Genomic DNA, 19,757 nt, shown 5'->3' with positions numbered 1-19,757 from the left:
GCCGTTTTTCCGTTCAGCGTGTTGCTTCCCCGGCCGGGAGGTCGAGAACGGTCACCATCCTTGACAAGCGCGCCCAACAAATCCACCATCAACACAAGGGGTGCATCGCGACGACCCCGTGAGGCGTCAGCCCAACGTTCGCGTCCAAGCTTCTCTTCCAGGAGGTGGACGCCATGCCGTCAACAACCGCTATCACTGTATCGCAACTATCCCGTCTGATCGGCCTGCCGGGTGCGCCGGTGGTCATCGATGTTCGCATCGATGACGATTTCGACGCCGATCCGCGCCTGTTGCCGGCCTCGTGCCGGCGCGATTTCAAAACCGTTTCGACCTGGGCCGTCGCATTCGCCGGCAAGCCGGTGGCGGTCGTTTGCCAGAAAGGGCGAAAACTCTCGCAAGGGGTAGCCGCATGGCTGCGCCATGAGGGGATTGCCGCCGAATCCCTTGAAGGCGGGTTTGAGGCCTGGCGCGATGCCGGGGCACTTTTGGTCCGCACCGCCAAGGTGCCGCCACGCAATGAAAAGGGCGCCACCGTCTGGGTGACGCGAGCACGCCCGAAGGTCGACCGCATCGCTTGCCCCTGGCTGATCAGGCGTTTCATCGATCCTCACGCGATCTTCCTGTTTGTCGAGACGGCCGAAGTGCCTGACGTGGCCGACCGCTTTCAGGCCGTGCCTTTCGACATCGACAATGTGTTCTGGAGCCATCGCGGCGAACGCTGCACCTTCGACACGATGATCGAGGAGTTCGGGTTGGAATCCGAGGCGCTCGATCGCCTCGCCGCAATCGTGCGCGCGGCCGACACCGCAAGCCTCGACCTGGTGCCCCAGGCGGCCGGCTTTCTGGCTGCCTCGCTCGGCCTGTCGCGTATGTTTCGCGACGATCTGGAACAACTGGAAGCGGGCATGCTGCTCTACGACGCGTTCTTCCGCTGGTGTCGCGACGCCACGGAAGAAACGCACAACTGGCCGGCCGCGAGCAAACCGATATGAGCGCTCTCGTCCCGGCAGATAAGGTGACGAGCGTCGAGGCGCCGGCTGCACCGACCTTCACCGAAGCCACGAAAGTCTGGGCGAAGATCGGACTGCTCAGTTTCGGCGGGCCGGCCGGGCAGATCGCCTTGATGCACAAGGAACTGGTCGAGGATCGGCGCTGGATCGGCGAGCAGCGTTTCCTGCATGCGCTAAACTACTGCATGCTGCTGCCTGGCCCGGAAGCCCAGCAACTCGCCATCTATATCGGCTGGCTGCTGCACAGGACGATCGGCGGCCTTGTCGCAGGCATCCTGTTCGTCGTACCAGGCGCGCTCGTCATGCTCGCCTTGAGCAGCCTCTACGTGCTCTATGGCGACATGCCGCTCGTCGCGGCGCTGTTTTTCGGGGTGAAGGCGGCGGTGCTTGCCATTGTCATCGAGGCGGTAATCCGGATCGGACGGCGCGCCCTGAAGAACCGCGTCATGGTATCGATCGCGGTCGCGGCTTTCATCGCCATCTATGCGTTGAATGTGCCGTTCCCACTCATCGTCCTGCTCGCCGGCCTGACCGGATGGATGGGAGACCGCGTTGCTCCGGCCCTGTTTTCCGGCTCCGCACGTGGCAAGGACGATGTTGCAGACTTCAAGGGAGCGGTCGACCTGATGTTCGAACGTGGCGAGCTCGCCCACGTCAAACCGACCAAGTGGCACGCGCCGCGCACCGTCGCCATCTGGCTGCCGCTCTGGCTCGGGCCTGTTCTTGCGATCTGGTGGTTCACCGGCTCCGCAAGCGTCTGGACCGAGATAGGCCGGTTCTTCAGTATCATGGCGGTCGTCACTTTCGGTGGCGCCTATGCTGTCCTCGCCTATGTCGCACAGGCAGCCGTCCAGTCCTTCGGCTGGCTGGCGCCTGGTGAAATGGTCGATGGTCTTGGGCTTGCCGAAACGACGCCAGGTCCGCTCATCCTGGTGTTGCAGTTCGTCGGCTTCATCGCCGCGTTCCGCCACGCCGGGTCGCTGGACCCGTTGCTTGCCGGATCGCTGGGGGCGTTGCTCACTCTGTGGGTGACCTTCACGCCCTGCTTCTTCTGGATATTCCTCGGCGCGCCCTATATCGAGGCCCTGCGCGGCAACAAGGCATTGTCGGCCGCGCTGGGCGCGATCACCGCCGCCGTTGTCGGGGTGATCATGAATCTGGCCCTGTGGTTTGCCTTGCACGTCATTTTCCATCAGGTCCGCAACCTAGGCCTCGGCATGAACGTGCCGGTGCTTTCGTCGATCGACTGGCGCGCAGCGCTGCTTTCCGTGGTCGCCATGATCGCCATCCTGAAACTGAAAATCGGCATGCTGCCGACGCTTGGCGCGTCCGCCCTGGCCGGTGTCTTGCTGTTGGCGGTAAGTTGGTAGTGGCGTGGGACAGTACGGGAGGAGACAATGGAAACTGTAAGTGTCCGCTACATCGTGAATGACGTCGACGAGGCCATAGCTTTCTACAGCGGACATCTCGGCTTCGCCGTCGCGCTGCATCCGGCGCCGTCCTTTGCCATGCTGGCGAAGGGCAATCTGCGGCTCCTGCTCAACGCGGTGGGGGGACCGGGCGGCGCATCGCAACCGATGCCCGACGGGAGTCGGCCTGAGCCCGGCGGCTGGAACCGCATCCAGATCGAGGTCAAGGACCTGGAAGCTCTCGTTGCCGCCCTGAGGCATGCGGGTCAAAGTTTCAGGAACGATATCGTCAAGGGCATGGGCGGCAGCCAGATCCTGTTGCAGGATCCTTCCGGTAATCTGGTGGAGCTGTTCGAGTCGGCGCGCAGGTAGGACTTTTTGCATGTCGCGGCCTCGAAACCGGTGCCACTTTTGGGCGACACGCACCAATTGGGTCGAACGGATCGGAACATCATGGCGGGACGGCGCTCTTCCCTCGGCTTCCTTGGAATGTTCGGCCGCTCGGGCGACTTGAGACAGCTCGACGCTGCATTGCGTGGCGCCGACCTTCACCCCGCCCTCGTGCCGGAGGGGGTGAAACTCACCATCGTCAATCTGATGAAGGATCACTGGTCCGACGAGCCGCCCACCCCAGCCTATGCAGAGGTGGCGCGGCTGTTCAGCTATTGCATCGCCGGGCCCGAAACCTTCGAAAGCTCCCATGGCTTGCAGCAGCGTCAGGACGTAGAGCGCCGGATCGAGGCCGCGGTGCAGGCCGGCGACAGTTTCGATGCGCAAATCGTGCTGATGGCGCTGCACGCCAAACTGATCAATGCCGAGGTCGTGGAGCGCTACGGGCTGAGCGCCGAATAACTGTGCCGGCGAGCGTTCCTTATCCGCCCATGCTGCCGCGAGTCAGCTTGATCATCTCGCCAAAGCGGGCGCGCAGTCTGTCGTCGATCAGCTTCGGCACATGGCGCGGAAAGCGCTCGGCAAGCACGCGTTTCTTCTCGATGATTGCCCGCTGCAAGATGTCGGGTCGGCCCTTTTCGTTCCATTCCTTGGGCGAAAAGCGGTCGCCGACGGCGGGATAAAAATACTCCGTCTGCATCAGCCGCAGCGTCTGTTCATTGCCGAGATAGTGTCCCGGACCCTTCAGGCAGACATCGGCGATGGTGTCGATCGACAGCGCCTCGTCCGTCACCTCGATGCCGCGCACGCAGCGCAGGCAGTGGCCGAGCATGTCGTTGTCGATGATCAGGCTTTCCAGGCAGAAGCCGAGCAGCGAGGCATGCATGCCGGCCGACTCATAGACAAGATTGAGCCCGGCGAGGCCGGCCATCACATCGGTGATGCCCTTTTCGTAGCCGGACTGGATGTCGGGCAGTTTCGAATCCGTCATGCCCGCGGCAGAGCCGCCCGGCAGATCGTAGAATTGCGCCATCTGCGCGCAGGCCGCGGTCAGCACTGCCTGCTCGGCCGAACCGCCAGACATGGCGCCGGTGCGCAGATCCGAAACGAAAGGCCAGGTGCCGAAGATCGCCGGATGGCCCGGCTTGATGGCGTTGACATAGACCAGACCGGCCAGCACTTCGGCCACTGCCTGCACCACGGCACCGGCAATCGCCGCCGGCGCCGTGGCGCCTGCCTGGCCGGCCGAAAGCAGGAGGATCGGGATGCCGCCCTCGACGCAGGCCTCGAGCACGCCGCAGGCGTCCTCGGCGAACTTCATCGGCGGCACGACGAAGCAGTTGGAATTCGACACGAACGGCCGGGCGCGGAAATTCTCCTCGCCGCCGGCGATCGCATAGAGCATTTCGAGCGCCGGCTGCACGTTCTCGCGCACGGTGAACGAGGTGCCGACATGCTTGGACGTGCCCATCACGCAGGCATAGAGCGTGTTGAAGTCCATTTCGAGCGGATCGGGAATGTCGCGCGGCACCATCGGCCGCTGGAAGAAATGGATGTTGTCTAGCCCTTCGACGAGGCGGGCAGCGTCATAGATGTCTTGCAGCAGCGACTCGCGATATTCGCGCTTTTCGACATCGACCAGATGCACGGCGGCACCCGCCGTGCCGTAGTGCACGCGCTTGCCCTTGATCAGCATGTCGTGCTTGGGATCCTGGCCGTGCAGGGTGAAATGCCGCGCCGCCTTCTTGATCGTGTCGAGCACGAGCGCGCGGGGGAAGCGGATGCGGCCATCGTCGCCATAGCTGGCGCCGGCCTCGGTCAAGGCTTCGATGCAGGAGGGAATGGCATTGGCAAAGCCAACCGTTTCCAGGAGCGTCAGCACCGCTTCGTGGATGCGTTCCTGGTCGTTCCGGGTCAGCGGTCCATAGCTGCCGCCTTCGAGGCCGGCACGCACCGGCTTGATGTCGTCGGCCAATGGGGCTGCCCGCATGGCGCGGCGCGCTTCGCGCCCGCCGGAGCGGCGCGAACGCTGATCCGCCGCCGCTTCCTGCTTTTCAAGAGCCGACATGGAGACACTCCGCCTTTCTGAGAAGCAGAGCGCGGCGGTTGGTCCACCATCGGCTGCTTCTTCCCCTTATGCCCCCGACTATGCCGCCGGCATTGGCACAGCCTAGGGGCCAGCCGGTCCGGTTGCATATGCCAGAGGGCTAAAGGACGGAGCCACGCTCGCGCGGCTCGTCCAAGGGGAAGGCGATGGATCAGGCAGCCGCGGGCCTGCGTCCGGCTGCGGTAGCCAGTTCGCGGATGCCTGGCTCGATGTGCTGCAGCGCGATCGACGAGATGCCCAGCCGCATGAAACGCGAAGGTTTTTCAGTGCGATCGAAGAAACGGTCGCCCGGTTCGATGATGACGCTGCGCGAGGCTGCTGCCTCGGCCAGGCCGCGCGCATCGGTGCCGCGCGGCCCTTCGAGCCACAGCGACGTGCCGCCGGCCGAATCGGTCGAGCGCCATTCCGGCAGGAAAGCGGAAATCGCATGGACCAGCCGCTTGCGCCGCTCGTCGAAGGCCGACGACAGCCGCCGCACCAGCGCCTCGTGATGGCCGAGCGACAGGAACAGCGCGACGGCGCGCTGGTTGTTGGCCGGCGGATGACGCAGCATGAAGCGGCGCAACGCCCTGAGTTCGGAGATTAGGCCAGCGGAAGCGACGATGTAGCCGAGCCGCAGGCCCGGAGCCAGCGTCTTCGACATCGAGCCGACATAGACGACGCGGCCGGAACGATCGAGGCTCTTCAACGCCTGCTGCGGTGCTTCGTCGAGAAGCTGGCTGTCATAACCGTCCTCGATGATGATCTGGTTGTAGCGGTTGGCCCGCGCTAGAAGATCCTGCCGCCGTTCCGCCGACAACGGCACCATGGTCGGGCAATGGTGGCTGGGCGTGACGAAGACGAAACCGGAATCGTTGGGAATAGAAGCGGTTACGATGCCGGACTGGTCGACCGGCACCGGCTGTATCTCGGCGCCGGCAAGGCGGAAGATCGAGCGGGCGTCGGGGTAGCCGGGGTCCTCCATCGCCACCTTCGAGCCCTTGGCCATCAGCAGCGTCGCCAGCATATAGAGCGCATTCTGGGCACCCAGCGTGACGATGATCTCGTCGGGATTGGCGAAGATCCCGCGCCGCGGCAACAGCCGCGCCTGGATCTGCTCGATCAGCAACGGATCGTCGCGGTCAACCATGTCGGACGCCCAGTTGCGGATCTCGAGCACGGCAAGTGCCATGCGGTTGCACTCGCGCCACTCGGCGGTCGGGAACAGCGCCGGATCGAACTGGCCGTAGACGAAGGGGTAGGACGACTTGATCCAGTTCTCGTGCTTGGCCGGCGGCGGCATGTCGCTGGCGGCGATCTTGCGGCGTGCCTTCCAGTCGATCTCATTGGCCTGGTCGGGTGCCTTCTGGTGCGGCTTGGCCGGCGTCGCCAGCACATCGGGATTGACGAAATGGCCACGCCGCTCGCGTGCCACCAGGAAACCCTGGTCGACAAGCTGCTGGAAGGCCAGCACGACGGTTCCGCGCGCAACGCCGAGTTTCTCGGCCAGGATCCTGCAGGAAGGAAGCGGCATCGAAGCGGCGATCTGGCGGTCGAGAATGGCGGCCACGATGGCTTGGCGGATCTGCGCCTGCAGGGTCTGGCCCGATTCCGCCGAAATCCGGAACAGGCCGGACCATATGGCCGTGTCGTTACGCTGTGGCATGGAAGATGTTCCTCGATGGCCAGCCTTTTTCGCTTGGCTGGACCAGCCGAACGTAACCGTGGCACAAGGGGTTGCGCCAATCAATTTTTCTGATCGTTGGGATTTATGCCAGTGATCCTTCACGCCATTTTGATGCTGCGCTGCGGCATAGCTGCGTGACTCCATGCGTCATCGCTGCGCATTGAAACGAGTGGAATTCGGCTCAATAGATTGTCGCGACGACACGCGCCGGAAACATCCGGTCCGTAATGATGGCTCGAGGTTTCGGAGTTCGGCAGTGGATCAATCGTCCTTTCAAAATCAGCTCGCCGCGTTGCGCGATCATCGCGCCGCGGCGCCCGCCAGCATGCGCCAGGCCTTCGCCGCCGATCCCAAGCGATTCGTGACATTCTCCGCCACCGACGGTGACCTTCTGCTCGACTGGTCGAAATGCGCGGTCGACACGACCACCATGGATCTGCTGGAAAAGCTCGCCGAGGCGGCCGATCTCGAAGGCCGCCGCGCCGCCATGTTCGCCGGCAAGAAGATCAATGTCACCGAGGACCGCGCCGTGCTGCACACGGCACTGCGCAACCTGACCGGCAAGGGCGTCACCGTCGATGGCCAGGACGTCAAGGCGGACGTTATTGCCGTGCTCGATGCCATGGGTGCCTTTGCAGATGCCGTGCGTTCCGGCAAGGCGGCTGGCGCCACCGGCAAAAAGATCACCGACATCGTCAACATCGGCATCGGCGGTTCCGATCTCGGCCCGGCCATGGCGACACTGGCGCTGGCGCCCTATCATGACGGGCCGCGCGCGCATTACGTCTCCAACATCGACGGCGCCCATATCCACGACACGCTGAAGGGGCTGTCCGCCGAAACCACGCTTTTCATCATCGCCTCCAAGACCTTCACCACCGTCGAGACGATGACCAATGCGCAGACGGCGCGTGACTGGGTGCAGAAGGCGCTCGGCAAGGAAGCGGTCGGCAAGCATTTCGCCGCTGTCTCGACCGCGCTCGACCTGGTGGCGAAGTTCGGCATTGAGCGGGATCGCGTCTTCGGTTTCTGGGACTGGGTCGGCGGGCGCTATTCGGTCTGGGGCGCGATCGGCTTGCCGGTGATGATCGCCATCGGCCCGAGGAATTTTCGTGCTTTCCTCGATGGTGCGCACGAGATGGACGAGCATTTCCGCACCGCGCCCGTAAAGGAGAACCTGCCGGCGCTGCTGGGGCTGGTCGGCTGGTGGCATCGCGTGATCTGCGGGTATCCAGCGCGCGCCGTCATCCCTTATGACCAGCGCCTGTCCAGGCTGCCTGCCTATCTGCAGCAACTCGACATGGAATCGAACGGCAAGAGCGTCACCCTCGAAGGCACGGCTGCGGCGACGCCGACCGGACCGCTGGTCTGGGGCGAGCCCGGCACCAACGGCCAGCATGCCTTCTTCCAGCTGCTGCACCAGGGCACCGATTTCATTCCGGTCGAGTTCCTCGCCGCGGCCGTCGGCCACGAGCCCGATCTCAAGCACCAGCATGATCTGCTGCTCGCCAACTGCCTGGCGCAGTCGGAAGCGCTGATGAAGGGCCGCACGCTGGAGGAGGCGCGCGCCCAGATGCTGGCCAAGGGCATGAAGCCGGCCGCGGTCGACAAAATAGCCCCACACCGCGTCTTCTCCGGCAACCGGCCCTCGGTGACCATCCTCTACCGCAAACTCGACCCGCGCACCTTCGGCCGGCTGATCGCGCTCTACGAGCACCGCGTCTTCGTCGAGGGCACGCTTTTCAACATCAACTCCTTCGACCAATGGGGCGTCGAGCTCGGCAAGGAACTGGCCACCGGCCTTTTGCCTGTCGTGGAGGGCAAGGAAAGTGCCGCCAACCGGGATTCATCGACCGCTGGTCTTGTGGGATTCATCCACCATTTGCGTGGCTCGGAGTGAAAAGCTTGGCAGACATCAAGGGAATATTGTTCGACAAGGACGGGACACTTGTCGACTTCAACGCGACCTGGCTCGGCATTGCCGATTTCATGGCCATGGATGCGTCCGAAGGCGACCGCTGGAAAGCCGACAGGTTGCTGGCGGCTGCCGGCTTCGATTTCGCCAACAAGCGTTTCAAGCCGGATTCCATCTTCGCGTCCGGCACCAATCTCGACGTCGTCGAATTGTGGTTCCCGCGCCTGTCCGAAGAGGATCAGATGCTTGCGGTTGCCCGCTTCAATGAGATCACCTCGATGCAGGGCTCGGCGATGGCGGTGGCGCTGCCCGGCATCGTCGACACGCTGACAGCGTTGCACAGGAAGTCCTACCGGCTTGGCGTCGCCACCAACGATTCCACCAGCGGCGCGGAAAAGACGCTGGTCACGCTTGGCGTGGCCCAGCTGTTCGACGCTGCCTATGGCTACGACGCGGTGGCCAATCCGAAGCCTGCGCCCGACACGATCCTGGCCTTCAGCGACCTCACCGGCCTTAGACCGGCGGAGATTGCCATGGTCGGAGACAACCGCCACGACCTCGAAATGGCGCGGGCCGGCGGCTGTGGGCTGGCGGTTGGCGTGCTCTCCGGCACCGGCAACCGCGAATCGCTGGCCGGCATCGCCGACGTTGTTCTTGATTCGGTCGCCGATCTGCCCGACTTCCTCTCGGCACGGGTCAAGGAGACGATCTGATCTCGTCGGTAGATGCGGGCGCCTCGTCAGCCTTCGAAACGAAAGACACCGCTCGGCTCCAGCGCGCTGTCTTTCGCCTGGCCGAAATCCGGCACCTTGTATTCGGCGAGCAAGCGCAGCCGTGATCGTGGCAGATAGGCGCGGCCGGGGTCGCCGACCAGGACCTCGATGTCGGCTTTCAGGCAGCGTTCGAGAAAAGGCATGACGCGCTCGGCGACGTCCTGTCCATAGAAGACATCGCCGGCAAGCACGAGGTCGACCGCGGGTGGTGAACCCCTGGTGATATCGTCTCCGATCACGGTGATGGCGACGCCGTTGGCCGCCGCGTTGAGAGCGAGAGCGGCAACGCCGTTGCGGTCGATCTCGGCGGCGATGACTTCGCGCGCCCCAGCCTTGGCGGCGGCAATGCCGACAAGGCCGGAACCGGCGCCAAGGTCGAGCACGCGGCGACCGGCCACCGTTTGCGGGTGATCCAGGATGTGGCGCGCAAGCACCGCGCCGCCGGCCCACACATAGGCCCAGTAAGGCGGCTGCGGCTCAGGTCCATCATCGTCCATCTCATCGTCGGCGTATTGGCGCGGATCGATAAGCCGCCTCAAGCCGCTGGCCGGATGCGGCGTGTATAGCCGGATCTCGGGGAGCGACGGCGCCGGGGCGAGGCGCATGTTCGCCCTGATGAATTCTGTCGGATCAGGACGACAATGTGCGTGTACGGCCTGCGGGCCGTCGGCTGCCGTCATTCGCGCAGCGCTCGCCGCAGGATCTTGCCGACCGGCGTCTTCGGCAGCTCGGTGCGGAATTCGATGTATTTGGGCCGCTTGTAGCCGGTCAGGTTCTCGCGGCAATAGGCGGTCAGCGTCTCAGCCGTCAGCGCCGGATCCTTCTTGACTACGAACAGTTTCGGGACCTCGCCCGAATGCTCGTCCGGCACGCCGATCGCCGCCACTTCGAGCACGCCAGGATGCATCGCCACGACTTCCTCGAGCTCGTTCGGATAGACGTTGAAGCCCGAGACCAGGATCATATCCTTCTTGCGGTCGACGATCTTGGTGTAGCCGCGCTCGTCCATGAAGCCCATGTCGCCGGATTTGAAGTAGCCGTCCTTGGTCATCACCCTGGCGGTTTCATCCGGCCGGTTCCAGTAGCCCGCCATCACTTGCGGTCCCCGGATGCAGATTTCGCCGACCTCGCCGAGCGGCAGGTTGTTGCCGTCGTCGTCGCGGATGGCGATCTCCGTCGAGGGCAGCGGCAGGCCGATCGTGCCGGTGAAATCGCCGGGGGTGAATTTGTTGGCGGTGGCCACCGGCGAGGTTTCCGAGAGGCCGTAGCCTTCGGTGACTGGGCAGCCGGTCAGCGTCTTCCAGCGTTCGGCGACGCCCTTCTGCACCGCCATGCCGCCGCCCAGCGTCAGCACCAGCGGCTTGAAGTCGAGCTTGCGGAAATCCTCATTGTTGAGCAGCGCGTTGAACAGCGTGTTGAGGCCCGGAAAGATGTGCACTGGATATTTCTGCAGTTCCTTGACGAAGCCGGGAATGTCGCGCGGGTTGGGAATGAGCACATTGCGAGCGCCCTGCTGCATGCCCATCAACGCGTTCACCGTCAGCGCGAAGATATGATAGAGCGGCAACGCGCAGATGAAGTTGGGGTGCGCCGGTTTCGGCTTGAACGTATAGGCGTCCTCCATCCACTGCGCGTTCTGCACGACATTGGCGAGCACGTTGCGGTGCAGCAGCGTGGCGCCTTTCGAGACGCCCGTGGTGCCGCCGGTGTATTGCAGGAAGGCGACATCGTCGGCTGACACCTTGGCCGGCTTGAAGGTCGCGCCGGCACCGGCCTTCACGGCGGCGTTGAACTTGATATGGCCGGGCAGCGACCAGGCCGGCACCATCTTCTTCACGCGGCGCACGACGAAATTGACGATGGTGCCTTTCAGGCCGCCGAGCATGTCGCCCATCGCGGCGACCACCACATTCTTGACCGCCGTCCTGGCGATCACCGCCTCCAAGGTGTTGGCAAAGTTCTCCAGGATGACGATGGCTTGCGCACCGGAGTCCTTCAGCTGGTGTTCGAGCTCGCGCGGCGTGTAGAGCGGATTGATGTTCACCACGACATAACCGGCGCGCAAGACGGCCATCATCGCTACCGGATATTGCAGCACGTTCGGCATCATCAGAGCGACGCGCGCGCCTTTCTGAAGGCCTTTCGATTGCAGGTAGGCGCCGAAGGCCGCCGACAGCCGCTCGACATCGGTGTAGCTGATGGACTTGTCCATGCAGGTGAAGGCCGGCTGCGCGGAAAATTGCTTGCAGGCGCCAACCAGGAAATCGCCGATCGAGCTATAGGGCAAGGGACCGATTTCGGCCGGCACGTTTTTCGGATAGCTCTTGAGCCACGGCTTTTCCGGCAGGCCCGCCGCCAGCGCCGTCAGCGCTTTCGGCAATCGTTTGGCGGCAGCCTCGGCAGGCTTCGCTGCCGGTGGAGCCTTTGTCGCTGCTGCCTTCGCCGCCGGCTTGACGGCGGCAGGCTTTGTCGTGGACGCCGTCTTTCCGGCAGCAGCCTTGGCCGGGGCTTTGGCCGCCGGCTTTGCGCTTGCCTTTACCGGCACGGTGGCCGCCTTCGGCTTGGCCGCAGCGGCTTTGGCAACTGGCGCTTTCGGCTTGACCGTGGCAGCAGCGGCTTTGGGAGCCGCCTTGGCTCCCGCTTTCACCGGCACCGGCGTCCTTGATGCTTTTGCCACCCGTTCCTCCCTCGACAATTCTTGTTGGTCCGCGTTGCGCTCGCCTCTGAGTTGACAGAGACGTCCTCCGCTGCTGCCGCTATGTCTTCTATGTATTGCCTCCATTGGTGACCGTGCAAGTCTTGCCCTTGCGGCAAGGCGGCGAAAGATTTGCTGTCGAAAATCTTTCCCGCCTCCGACACTTCCAACCGGTGTCCCGCTGCACCCTCGGCCGCCCGGAAAGCGCGCGCGGCATCGATATCGACAGATCGGCGATCAATAAAAAAATGCGGTCGTTAATAATCTTGTGAATGGAAAAAACTGCTAATTTTTTCTGCCTTTTTGCAAAATCGCGGATTTTTTTCCTGCTTCCCGCGGGGTAAGCAAACGGGGTGTTCCAAAGCCGGAAAAACGGTGCTTATATGCGCGCTTCGCGAGCCTGATAGAGGGGCTTGGAAGAACATCAGGGAGTGCTCAATGAAGAAGAAACTGACTTTTGCAGCCGCGTTGCTGGCTGCAAGCGTCCTGGGCGGCGTGGCCAACGCGAAAACTCTGGTCTATTGCGCGGAAGCTTCGCCGGAGGGTTTCGACCCGGCGCCGTATACCGCAGGCCAGACGTTCGACGCGTCGTCGCGCACCGTCTTCAACCGCCTTGTCGAATTCGATCACGGCAAAACAACGACCTCGCCGGGCCTGGCTGAAAGCTGGACGATCTCCGACGATGGCAAGGAATATGTCTTCAAGCTGCGCAAGGGCGTCAAGTTCGCCGCCACCGACTATTTCACCCCGACGCGCGACTTCAACGCCGACGACGTGGTGTTCTCATTCGAACGTCAGGTCGACAAGAACGGCCCGTGGTTCCAGTACATCCCAGGCATTGCCTACCAGTATTACAATGACCAGTTCGGCGACAACATCACCAAGGTCGAGAAGGTCGATGACCTGACGGTGAAGTTCACCCTCAAGGAACCGGCAATCACCTTCATTCCGACGCTGGGCATGGACTTCGCCTCGGTCGTCTCCAAGGAATATGCCGACAAGCTGCAGGCGGACAAGACACCTGAACTGTTCAACCAGAAGCCGATCGGCACCGGCCCATTCATCTTCGTCGACTACCAGACCGACGCGGCCATCCGCTACAAGGCCAACCCGGACTATTGGGGCGGCAAGCAGAAGATCGACGATCTGGTCTTCGCCATCACCACCGATCCGGCGGTGCGCGCGCAGAAGCTCAAGGCTGGCGAATGCAACATCATGTCATACCCGGCACCGGCCGACATCGCCGGCCTGCAGGCTGAAGCGAGCCTGAAGGTCGACGAGCAGGAAGGCCTCAATGTCGGCGCGCTGATGTACAACACGCAGCAGAAGCCGTTCGACGACGTGCGCGTCCGCAAGGCGCTCAACATGGCCATCAACAAGAAGGCCATCATCGACGCCGTCTTCCAGGGTGCCGGCCAGGTGGCGATCAATCCGATCCCGCCGACCATGTGGTCCTACAACAAGGAAGTGAAGGACGATCCGTACGATCCGGATGCGTCCAAGAAGCTGCTTGAAGAGGCCGGCGTCAAGGACCTCAAGATGAACGTCTGGGCCATGCCGGTATCGCGTCCGTACATGCCGAACGCGCGCCGCACCGCCGAACTGATCCAGGCGGACTTCGCCAAGGTCGGCGTCACCGTCAACATCGTCAGCTACGATTGGGGTGAATACCTCAAGCGTGCTTCCGCGGTCGATCACGACGGCGCCGTCATCGTCGGCTGGACCGGCGACAATGGCGATCCGGACAACTTTCTCGGCGTGCTCCTGAGCTGCGCTTCCGTCGGGTCGAACAACCGCGCGGAATGGTGCAACAAGGACTTCGACGCGCTCATCAACAAGGCCAAGACCGTTTCGGATCAGGCCGAGCGCACCAAGCTCTATGAACAGGCACAGGTCATCTTCAAGGAACAGGCACCCTGGGCGACGCTCGCTCACTCCAAGGTGTTCATGCCGATGCAGAAGACCGTCACCGGCTTTGCGATGGATCCGCTCGGTATCCATCGCTTCGACGGCGTCGATATCGCCGAATAAGGTTGCGAAACGGGGACGTCACCGCAGGGTGACGCCCCCAATCGCCCGCCATGCTGCGTTATATCCTCGGCAAGCTCGCCCTCATCATCCCGACCTTCATCGGGATAACCATCCTCGCCTTTGGCTTCGTGCGCATCCTGCCCGGTGATCCGGTGCTGGTGCTTGCGGGCGAACGCGGCCTGTCGCCCGAACGTCACACGGCGCTGATGCACCAGTTCGGTTTCGACCTGCCGATCTGGCAACAATATTTGACCTACTTGACCAACATCCTCAGCGGCGATTTCGGCACCTCGTTTTCCACCAAGACGCCGGTGCTCAAGGACTTCCTGGTGCGCTTTCCGGCAACGGTCGAGCTCGCCATCTGCGCCATGATCTTTGCCGTCCTCCTGGGTGTCGCCGCCGGTATCTTCGCCGCCATACGCCGTGGCTCCTGGTTCGATCAGCTGACCATGGGCACGGCGCTGGCAGGCTATTCCATGCCGATTTTCTGGTGGGGTCTGCTGCTGATCATCGTGTTCTCCGGCACGCTGCACTGGACGCCGGTTTCCGGCCGCATCGACCTTCTCTACTTCTTCAAGCCGGTGACCGGCTTCATGACCATCGATTCCCTGATCTCCGGACAGAAGGGTGCCTTCCGTTCGGCGCTGTCGCACCTCATCCTTCCAACCATCGTGCTCGGCACCATACCGCTGGCTGTCATCGCCAGGCAGACGCGTTCGGCCATGCTCGAGGTGCTCGGCGAAGACTATGTGCGCACCGCGCGCGCCAAGGGCCTGACCCCGTTCCGGGTCGTTGGCCTGCATGCCTTCCGCAATGCGCTGATCCCGGTCGTCACCACCATCGGCCTGCAGGTCGGCACGCTTTTGACCGGCGCCATCCTGACCGAGAGCATCTTCTCCTGGCCCGGCATCGGCAAATGGATGATCGACGCCATTTCCAAGCGCGACTATTTCACCGTGCAGGGCGGGTTGCTTTTGATCGCATTGATCGTCATGTCGGTGAACCTGATCGTCGACGTGCTCTACGCCGTCATCAACCCACGCATCCGGGCCAACTGACATGAGCAACGAAGGCCCAGCCACCATCGAAGCCGCGACCGTCGTCAAGCAGCAGGACGCGAGGCTGCAGATGTTCGGCGAGTTCTGGCACTACTTCTCCGTCAACAAGGGCGCGGTGATCGGGCTCTTCGTCTTTGCGCTGCTGATCCTGATCGCCATCTTCGCACCGCTGCTGGCGCCGCATTCGCCGGACGATCAGTTCCGCGACTTCTTCCTGACACCACCAGCCTGGCAGGAGGGCGGCAACGCGCAGTTCCTGCTCGGCACCGACGCGGTCGGTCGCGATATGCTGTCGCGGCTGATCTATGGCTCGCGCTTCTCGCTTGCCATCGGTTTCGTCGTCGTCACCACCGCACTGATCTCCGGCGTCATCCTGGGTCTGCTCGCCGGTTACTGCCGCGGCTGGGTCGACACGCTGATCATGCGCATCATGGACATCATCCTGGCCTTCCCGTCGCTGCTGCTGGCGCTGGTGCTGGTCGCTGTGCTCGGCCCCGGCCTCGTCAACGCCATGATCGCCATCGCCTTCGTGCTGCAGCCGCATTTCGCCCGGCTCACCCGTGCCGCCGTGATGGCCGAGAAGACCCGCGAATACGTCGTCTCCGCCAAGGTCGCCGGCGCCAGCCATCTGAGGCTGATGCTGGTCACCATCCTGCCCAACTGCATCGCGCCGCTGATCGTGCAGGCGACGCTATCCTTCTCCAACGCCATTCTCGAGGCGGCCGCCCTCGGCTTCCTCGGCATGGGCGCGCAGCCGCCGACGCCGGAATGGGGCACCATGCTAGCCGAAGCGCGCGAGTTCATCCTGCGCGCCTGGTGGGTGGTGACCTTCCCCGGCCTCGCCATCCTGATCACCGTCTTCGCCATCAATTTGATCGGCGACGGCCTGCGCGACGCGCTCGACCCCAAGCTGAAGAGGTCGTGAGCATGCCTCTGCTCGAGATCAAGAACCTCACCGTTTCCTTCGACACCGCGGCCGGACCGTTCATGGCCGTGCAAGGCATCGACCTGTCGATCGAGCCGCGCGAAGTGCTGGCGATCGTCGGCGAGTCCGGTTCCGGCAAGTCGGTGGCGATGCTGGCGGTGATGGGCCTGTTGCCCAACACGGCAACGGTCAAGGCAGACCGCATGGCCTTCGACGGCGTCGATCTCCTGGAGCTCAGCCCGTCCGAACGCCGCAAGATCGTCGGCAAGGACATCTCGATGATCTTCCAGGAGCCGATCGCCAGCCTCAACCCGTGCTTCACCGTCGGCTTCCAGATCGAAGAGGTGCTGCGCTTCCACATGGGCATGGATCGCGCCCAGCGCCGTGCGCGGGCCATCGAATTGATGAAGCTGGTCGGCATCGCCGACCCGGAAGAACGGCTGAGCTCGTTTCCGCACCAGATGTCCGGCGGCCAGTGCCAGCGCGTCATGATCGCCATCGCCATTGCCTGCAATCCGAAACTGCTCATCGCCGACGAGCCGACCACTGCGCTCGACGTCACCATCCAGAAGCAGATCCTCGATCTCCTGGTTTCGCTGCAGGCCAAATACGGCATGGGCCTGATCATGATCACCCACAATATGGGCGTGGTGGCCGAGACCGCCGACCGCGTCATCGTCCAGTACAAGGGCCGCAAGATGGAAGAGGCCGACGTGCTGTCGCTGTTTGAATCGCCGAAGAGCAACTACACGCGTGCGCTGTTGTCGGCGCTGCCGGAAAACGCCGTCGGCGACCGGCTGCCGACCGTGTCCGACATGATGTTCGAGCCGGCCCCCTCTGCCGCGGGAGCCGCCTCATGAGCACCACGGTTCTCGAAGGCAAGAACATCGTCCGCGACTATCACATTGGCGGCGGCCTGTTCACCGGACCGCGCACCGTGCATGCGGTCAAGGGCGTATCCTTCAAGGTGGACAAGGGCAAGACGCTGGCCATCGTCGGCGAAAGCGGCTGCGGCAAGTCAACGCTCGCCCGCATCATCACGTTGATCGATCCGGCGACTGCGGGCGAGCTGTTCATCGACGGCAACAAGGTCGACATCGCCAGGAATGGGTTGACGAAGGAGATGCGCCGCAAGGTGCAGATTGTCTTCCAGAATCCCTATGGGTCGCTCAATCCGCGCCAGAAGATCGGCGACGTGCTGGGCGAGCCGTTGCTGATCAACACCGACAAGTCGGCGGCCGAACGGCGCGACCTGGCGATGAAGATGCTGAAGAAGGTCGGCCTCGGCCAGGAGCACTACAACCGCTATCCGCATATGTTCTCGGGCGGCCAGCGCCAGCGCATCGCCATTGCCCGCGCGCTGATGCTCAACCCAAGCCTGCTGGTGCTGGACGAGCCGGTCTCCGCGCTCGACCTGTCGGTGCAGGCGCAGGTGCTCAACCTGCTCGCCGACCTGCAGGACGAGTTCCAGCTGACCTATGTCTTCATCAGCCATGACCTGTCCGTCGTGCGCTACATCGCCGACGATGTGATGGTGATGTATTTCGGCGAAGCGGTCGAATACGGCTCGCGCGACGAGGTCTTTGCCGACCCCAAGCACAGCTACACCAGGACACTGTTCGCCGCGACGCCGCGTGCCGACGTCGCCTCGATCAGGGCGAGACTGGCGAAGAAGAAGGCCGCCTGAGTCAAAACCCAATTACTCTGAGCGACTGAGTTTACCCGAAGACGACTTACGTCTGCCGCGAAGTGGACGGCAGCTTTGCGCCCAAGCCGGCCACCAGACTCTGTTTGCGCGATGCCTGAAAGCGGATAGCAAACCGATCGCGTTTATCTGAGGAAATCAGTGACTACTTTCACCGTGGCGGCCGGATTCTCCTCCATGATCCAATGTCCCGAACCGGGAATGACGCTCTCGGTAACGTTGTCTGCTGCGAAGCGCATCACCGTCGCCATTTGGGTACCGAACGACTTTTCTCCTCCGACCGCCAGCAAGGGCATCTTCAGCTTTCCTGACGTTTCCAGGAACGCCTTGTTATCGAGCGCGTCCTGGTCGAAGGCTGCGAACTGCGCGAAGCCGGAGTGCATCGCGCCCGGCAAAGCGTAGAGAGCGGCATAGTGCTCGCGGGACGCTTCGTCGAAATGTGATGGATCGGCAGAAAACTCGTTCCAAAATCGGTCGAGATAGATCCGCTCCCGACCTGCCACGAGCCGCTCCATATCCGGTCCACCGAACCTGAAATGCCAGAGAAGCGGGTTCTTGAGTATTTCTTCCCAAGGGCCGACGCCGGGAACAGGGGCGTCGATCAGCACAAATTTAGACACCTGATCCCGATGCTGGGCAGCAAAGGCAAAACCCACCATATTGCCAATGTCATGCGTGACGAGATCGATGCTTTGGATATTTAGGCTGCGCAGGACTGCTTCCATGTCGGCAGCCTGAGTTTTCTTGTCGTAGCCAGTCTCAGGGTGGGACGACAGACCCATGCCACGTAGATCCGGCACGATGACCATGTGATCCTTTGCCATTTCAACGGCGAGCGGTTCCCACATGTCTCCCGTCTCACCGTACCCGTGCAGCATTAGTACCGCAGGACCGGAACCGCCTACGCGCACGTGGATCGTCACACCGTCCGTCTTGACCTCGCGCGTCTCGAAGCTGGCCGGAAACGGTTTAACGTTGGCGCTGGCGGCCTGCGTGGCCAGCAACAGCGCAGTACAAAAGATCAACAGCTTCGACATCGCTTCACTTCCCCATTGTCTACCGATTGGTATATAAAAGGCGGATCGATTCACGCGTCAAGCGATAATATACCAGTCGGTACAATAAAGAGAGTGAGTGACTATGGGCAGGCCGAGAGAGTTCGATACCGAGAAAGCACTCGTGCAGGCGATGCGGCTTTTCTGGCGCAAGGGCTACGAGGGCACGTCGCTGACTGACCTTACAGAAGAGCTAGGCATCACGCGCCCCAGCCTCTACGCGGCGTTCGGCAACAAGGAAGAGTTATTCCTGAAGGTGCTCGACCGCTATGACCGCGAGACGTCGCATTTCATCCAGAATGCCTTGGACGCGCCAACTGCACGCGCGCTTGCTGAGGGGCTGATATATGGCGCATGCGCGTTCCACTCCGACACGGGAAATCCGCCAGGTTGCCTTATGGTGCATGGTGCCCTGATAGGGAGCGACGACAGCGTGTCGGCCCGCAAGGAGACAAATCTTCGACGCGGACAACTTAGAAACCAGATAGCTAAACGTCTCGAACGTGCTCAGATGGACGGTGACGTTGGCAAGGACGCCGATACAGCTGCCCTCTCAGGATACCTGGTTGCAATCCTGCGCGGGATCGCTGTCGAGGCCGCGAGCGGAGCCCAGCCAGACGAACTCCACCGCATCGCTGATGTCGCGATGAGAGCCTGGCCGGCCATTAGCCATTCTGCCGATAAATGCTGACAGTTCGTTGTCGGCCCCGTTCCCACCGTTCCGAAATGCATATCCGAATGGCATCTTCTGCCGCGGTCCTAACGTCCACTTCTGACCAGCCATTTGCGGCTGCCAGCCGATCGAGTTTTGACTTGGAGCGTTTTCCCGCTAGGTGGAATAACTTGGTGTCGCACAAATGCGGCTAAAAAGTAGATGGAGCCCACGCCGGTTCAACTTGACTGCATCTCGCTCTAGCAAGCTTCTCTGATTGGGGTTGTTGAGGTCAAGCTCCTGTTGCGTTTTTTTCGGACCGTGTCGCCCCGCGGGTCACTCGCTTCTCTTCGCGGTCGGCGCAGG

At 62.7% G+C, this 19,757-nt stretch carries 17 protein-coding genes; 12 read left to right on the top strand and 5 right to left on the bottom strand.

What is annotated here, in order from left to right:
- Positions 1-173 precede the first annotated feature (173 nt).
- The 4 genes from ASD99_RS17310 (at position 174) to ASD99_RS17295 (ending at position 3,271) form a co-directional block, all read left to right on the top strand.
- Entirely contained in the window at positions 174-992 is an 819-nt protein-coding gene (locus tag ASD99_RS17310) for a chromate resistance protein ChrB domain-containing protein (protein ID WP_056588116.1), read from the top strand.
- Positions 989-2,380, top strand: a complete 1,392-nt coding sequence (gene chrA / locus ASD99_RS17305) for a chromate efflux transporter (RefSeq protein WP_056588113.1) — start codon at positions 989-991, stop codon at positions 2,378-2,380. The genes ASD99_RS17310 and chrA overlap by 4 nt, the downstream gene beginning before the upstream one ends.
- Positions 2,381-2,407: 27 nt before the next feature.
- Positions 2,408-2,791: a VOC family protein gene (locus ASD99_RS17300; protein ID WP_057144380.1), complete on the top strand. Its 384-nt coding sequence runs from the start codon at positions 2,408-2,410 to the stop codon at positions 2,789-2,791.
- A gap of 81 nt (positions 2,792-2,872) precedes the next feature.
- On the top strand, positions 2,873-3,271 hold the full coding sequence (locus ASD99_RS17295; protein WP_082583321.1) for a hypothetical protein: 399 nt from the start codon (positions 2,873-2,875) through the stop codon (positions 3,269-3,271).
- Positions 3,272-3,290: 19 nt separating this feature from the next.
- Here ASD99_RS17295 and ASD99_RS17290 read toward each other — a convergent pair whose 3' ends face one another.
- A complete protein-coding gene (locus tag ASD99_RS17290; RefSeq protein ID WP_057144378.1) occupies positions 3,291-4,877 on the bottom strand; it encodes a trimethylamine methyltransferase family protein in 1,587 nt (528 codons plus the stop codon).
- A 190-nt stretch (positions 4,878-5,067) separates the two neighbouring features.
- Positions 5,068-6,561: a PLP-dependent aminotransferase family protein gene (locus ASD99_RS17285; protein ID WP_056588101.1), complete on the bottom strand. Its 1,494-nt coding sequence runs from the start codon at positions 6,559-6,561 to the stop codon at positions 5,068-5,070.
- A gap of 277 nt (positions 6,562-6,838) precedes the next feature.
- On the opposite strand from ASD99_RS17285, the gene pgi reads away from it, so the two are divergent.
- Both pgi and ASD99_RS17275 read left to right on the top strand, forming a co-directional pair.
- Positions 6,839-8,482 carry a glucose-6-phosphate isomerase gene (gene pgi, locus ASD99_RS17280; RefSeq protein ID WP_057144377.1) on the top strand — a complete coding sequence of 548 codons (1,644 nt, stop codon included), beginning with the start codon at positions 6,839-6,841 and terminating at the stop codon, positions 8,480-8,482.
- 5 nt (positions 8,483-8,487) lie between these two features.
- Positions 8,488-9,210, top strand: a complete 723-nt coding sequence (locus tag ASD99_RS17275; protein ID WP_057144408.1) for an HAD family hydrolase — start codon at positions 8,488-8,490, stop codon at positions 9,208-9,210.
- Positions 9,211-9,236: 26 nt separating this feature from the next.
- On the opposite strand, the gene ASD99_RS17270 is transcribed toward ASD99_RS17275, so the two are convergent.
- Both ASD99_RS17270 and ASD99_RS17265 read right to left on the bottom strand, forming a co-directional pair.
- Complete coding sequence (locus ASD99_RS17270) at positions 9,237-9,950, bottom strand: class I SAM-dependent methyltransferase (RefSeq protein WP_057144376.1); 714 nt, start codon at positions 9,948-9,950, stop codon at positions 9,237-9,239.
- A complete protein-coding gene (locus tag ASD99_RS17265) occupies positions 9,947-11,947 on the bottom strand; it encodes a long-chain fatty acid--CoA ligase (RefSeq protein ID WP_056588089.1) in 2,001 nt (666 codons plus the stop codon). The genes ASD99_RS17270 and ASD99_RS17265 overlap by 4 nt, the downstream gene beginning before the upstream one ends.
- A 456-nt stretch (positions 11,948-12,403) precedes the next feature.
- Here ASD99_RS17265 and ASD99_RS17260 point away from each other — a divergent pair, with 456 nt between their 5' ends.
- From ASD99_RS17260 to ASD99_RS17240, 5 genes are all read left to right on the top strand, one after another.
- Complete coding sequence (locus tag ASD99_RS17260) at positions 12,404-13,996, top strand: ABC transporter substrate-binding protein (RefSeq protein WP_056588086.1); 1,593 nt, start codon at positions 12,404-12,406, stop codon at positions 13,994-13,996.
- Positions 13,997-14,046: 50 nt separating this feature from the next.
- Positions 14,047-15,054, top strand: coding sequence for an ABC transporter permease subunit (locus tag ASD99_RS17255; protein ID WP_056588083.1), 1,008 nt, complete (start codon positions 14,047-14,049; stop codon positions 15,052-15,054).
- A gap of 70 nt (positions 15,055-15,124) precedes the next feature.
- Positions 15,125-15,979: an ABC transporter permease subunit gene (locus tag ASD99_RS17250; RefSeq protein WP_244482870.1), complete on the top strand. Its 855-nt coding sequence runs from the start codon at positions 15,125-15,127 to the stop codon at positions 15,977-15,979.
- Between the two features lie 2 nt (positions 15,980-15,981).
- Complete coding sequence (locus ASD99_RS17245) at positions 15,982-16,839, top strand: ABC transporter ATP-binding protein (RefSeq protein WP_056588077.1); 858 nt, start codon at positions 15,982-15,984, stop codon at positions 16,837-16,839.
- The gene (locus tag ASD99_RS17240; protein ID WP_056588074.1) at positions 16,836-17,666 is read left to right on the top strand and encodes a dipeptide ABC transporter ATP-binding protein; all 831 of its coding nucleotides are present in this window, start codon (positions 16,836-16,838) and stop codon (positions 17,664-17,666) included. Before ASD99_RS17245 ends, ASD99_RS17240 begins: the two co-directional genes overlap by 4 nt.
- 143 nt (positions 17,667-17,809) lie before the next feature.
- Here ASD99_RS17240 and ASD99_RS17235 read toward each other — a convergent pair whose 3' ends face one another.
- On the bottom strand, positions 17,810-18,721 hold the full coding sequence (locus ASD99_RS17235) for an alpha/beta fold hydrolase (protein WP_056588071.1): 912 nt from the start codon (positions 18,719-18,721) through the stop codon (positions 17,810-17,812).
- A gap of 103 nt (positions 18,722-18,824) precedes the next feature.
- On the opposite strand from ASD99_RS17235, the gene ASD99_RS17230 reads away from it, so the two are divergent.
- The gene (locus ASD99_RS17230; protein ID WP_056588068.1) at positions 18,825-19,430 is read left to right on the top strand and encodes a TetR/AcrR family transcriptional regulator; all 606 of its coding nucleotides are present in this window, start codon (positions 18,825-18,827) and stop codon (positions 19,428-19,430) included.
- The last annotated feature ends 327 nt before the right edge of the window (positions 19,431-19,757 follow it).

This window comes from Mesorhizobium sp. Root695 (assembly GCF_001428185.1).
Lineage (GTDB): Bacteria > Pseudomonadota > Alphaproteobacteria > Rhizobiales > Rhizobiaceae > Mesorhizobium.
Note: the sequence above shows the minus strand (reverse complement) of the source record. Positions and strands in the feature narration are given on the sequence as shown.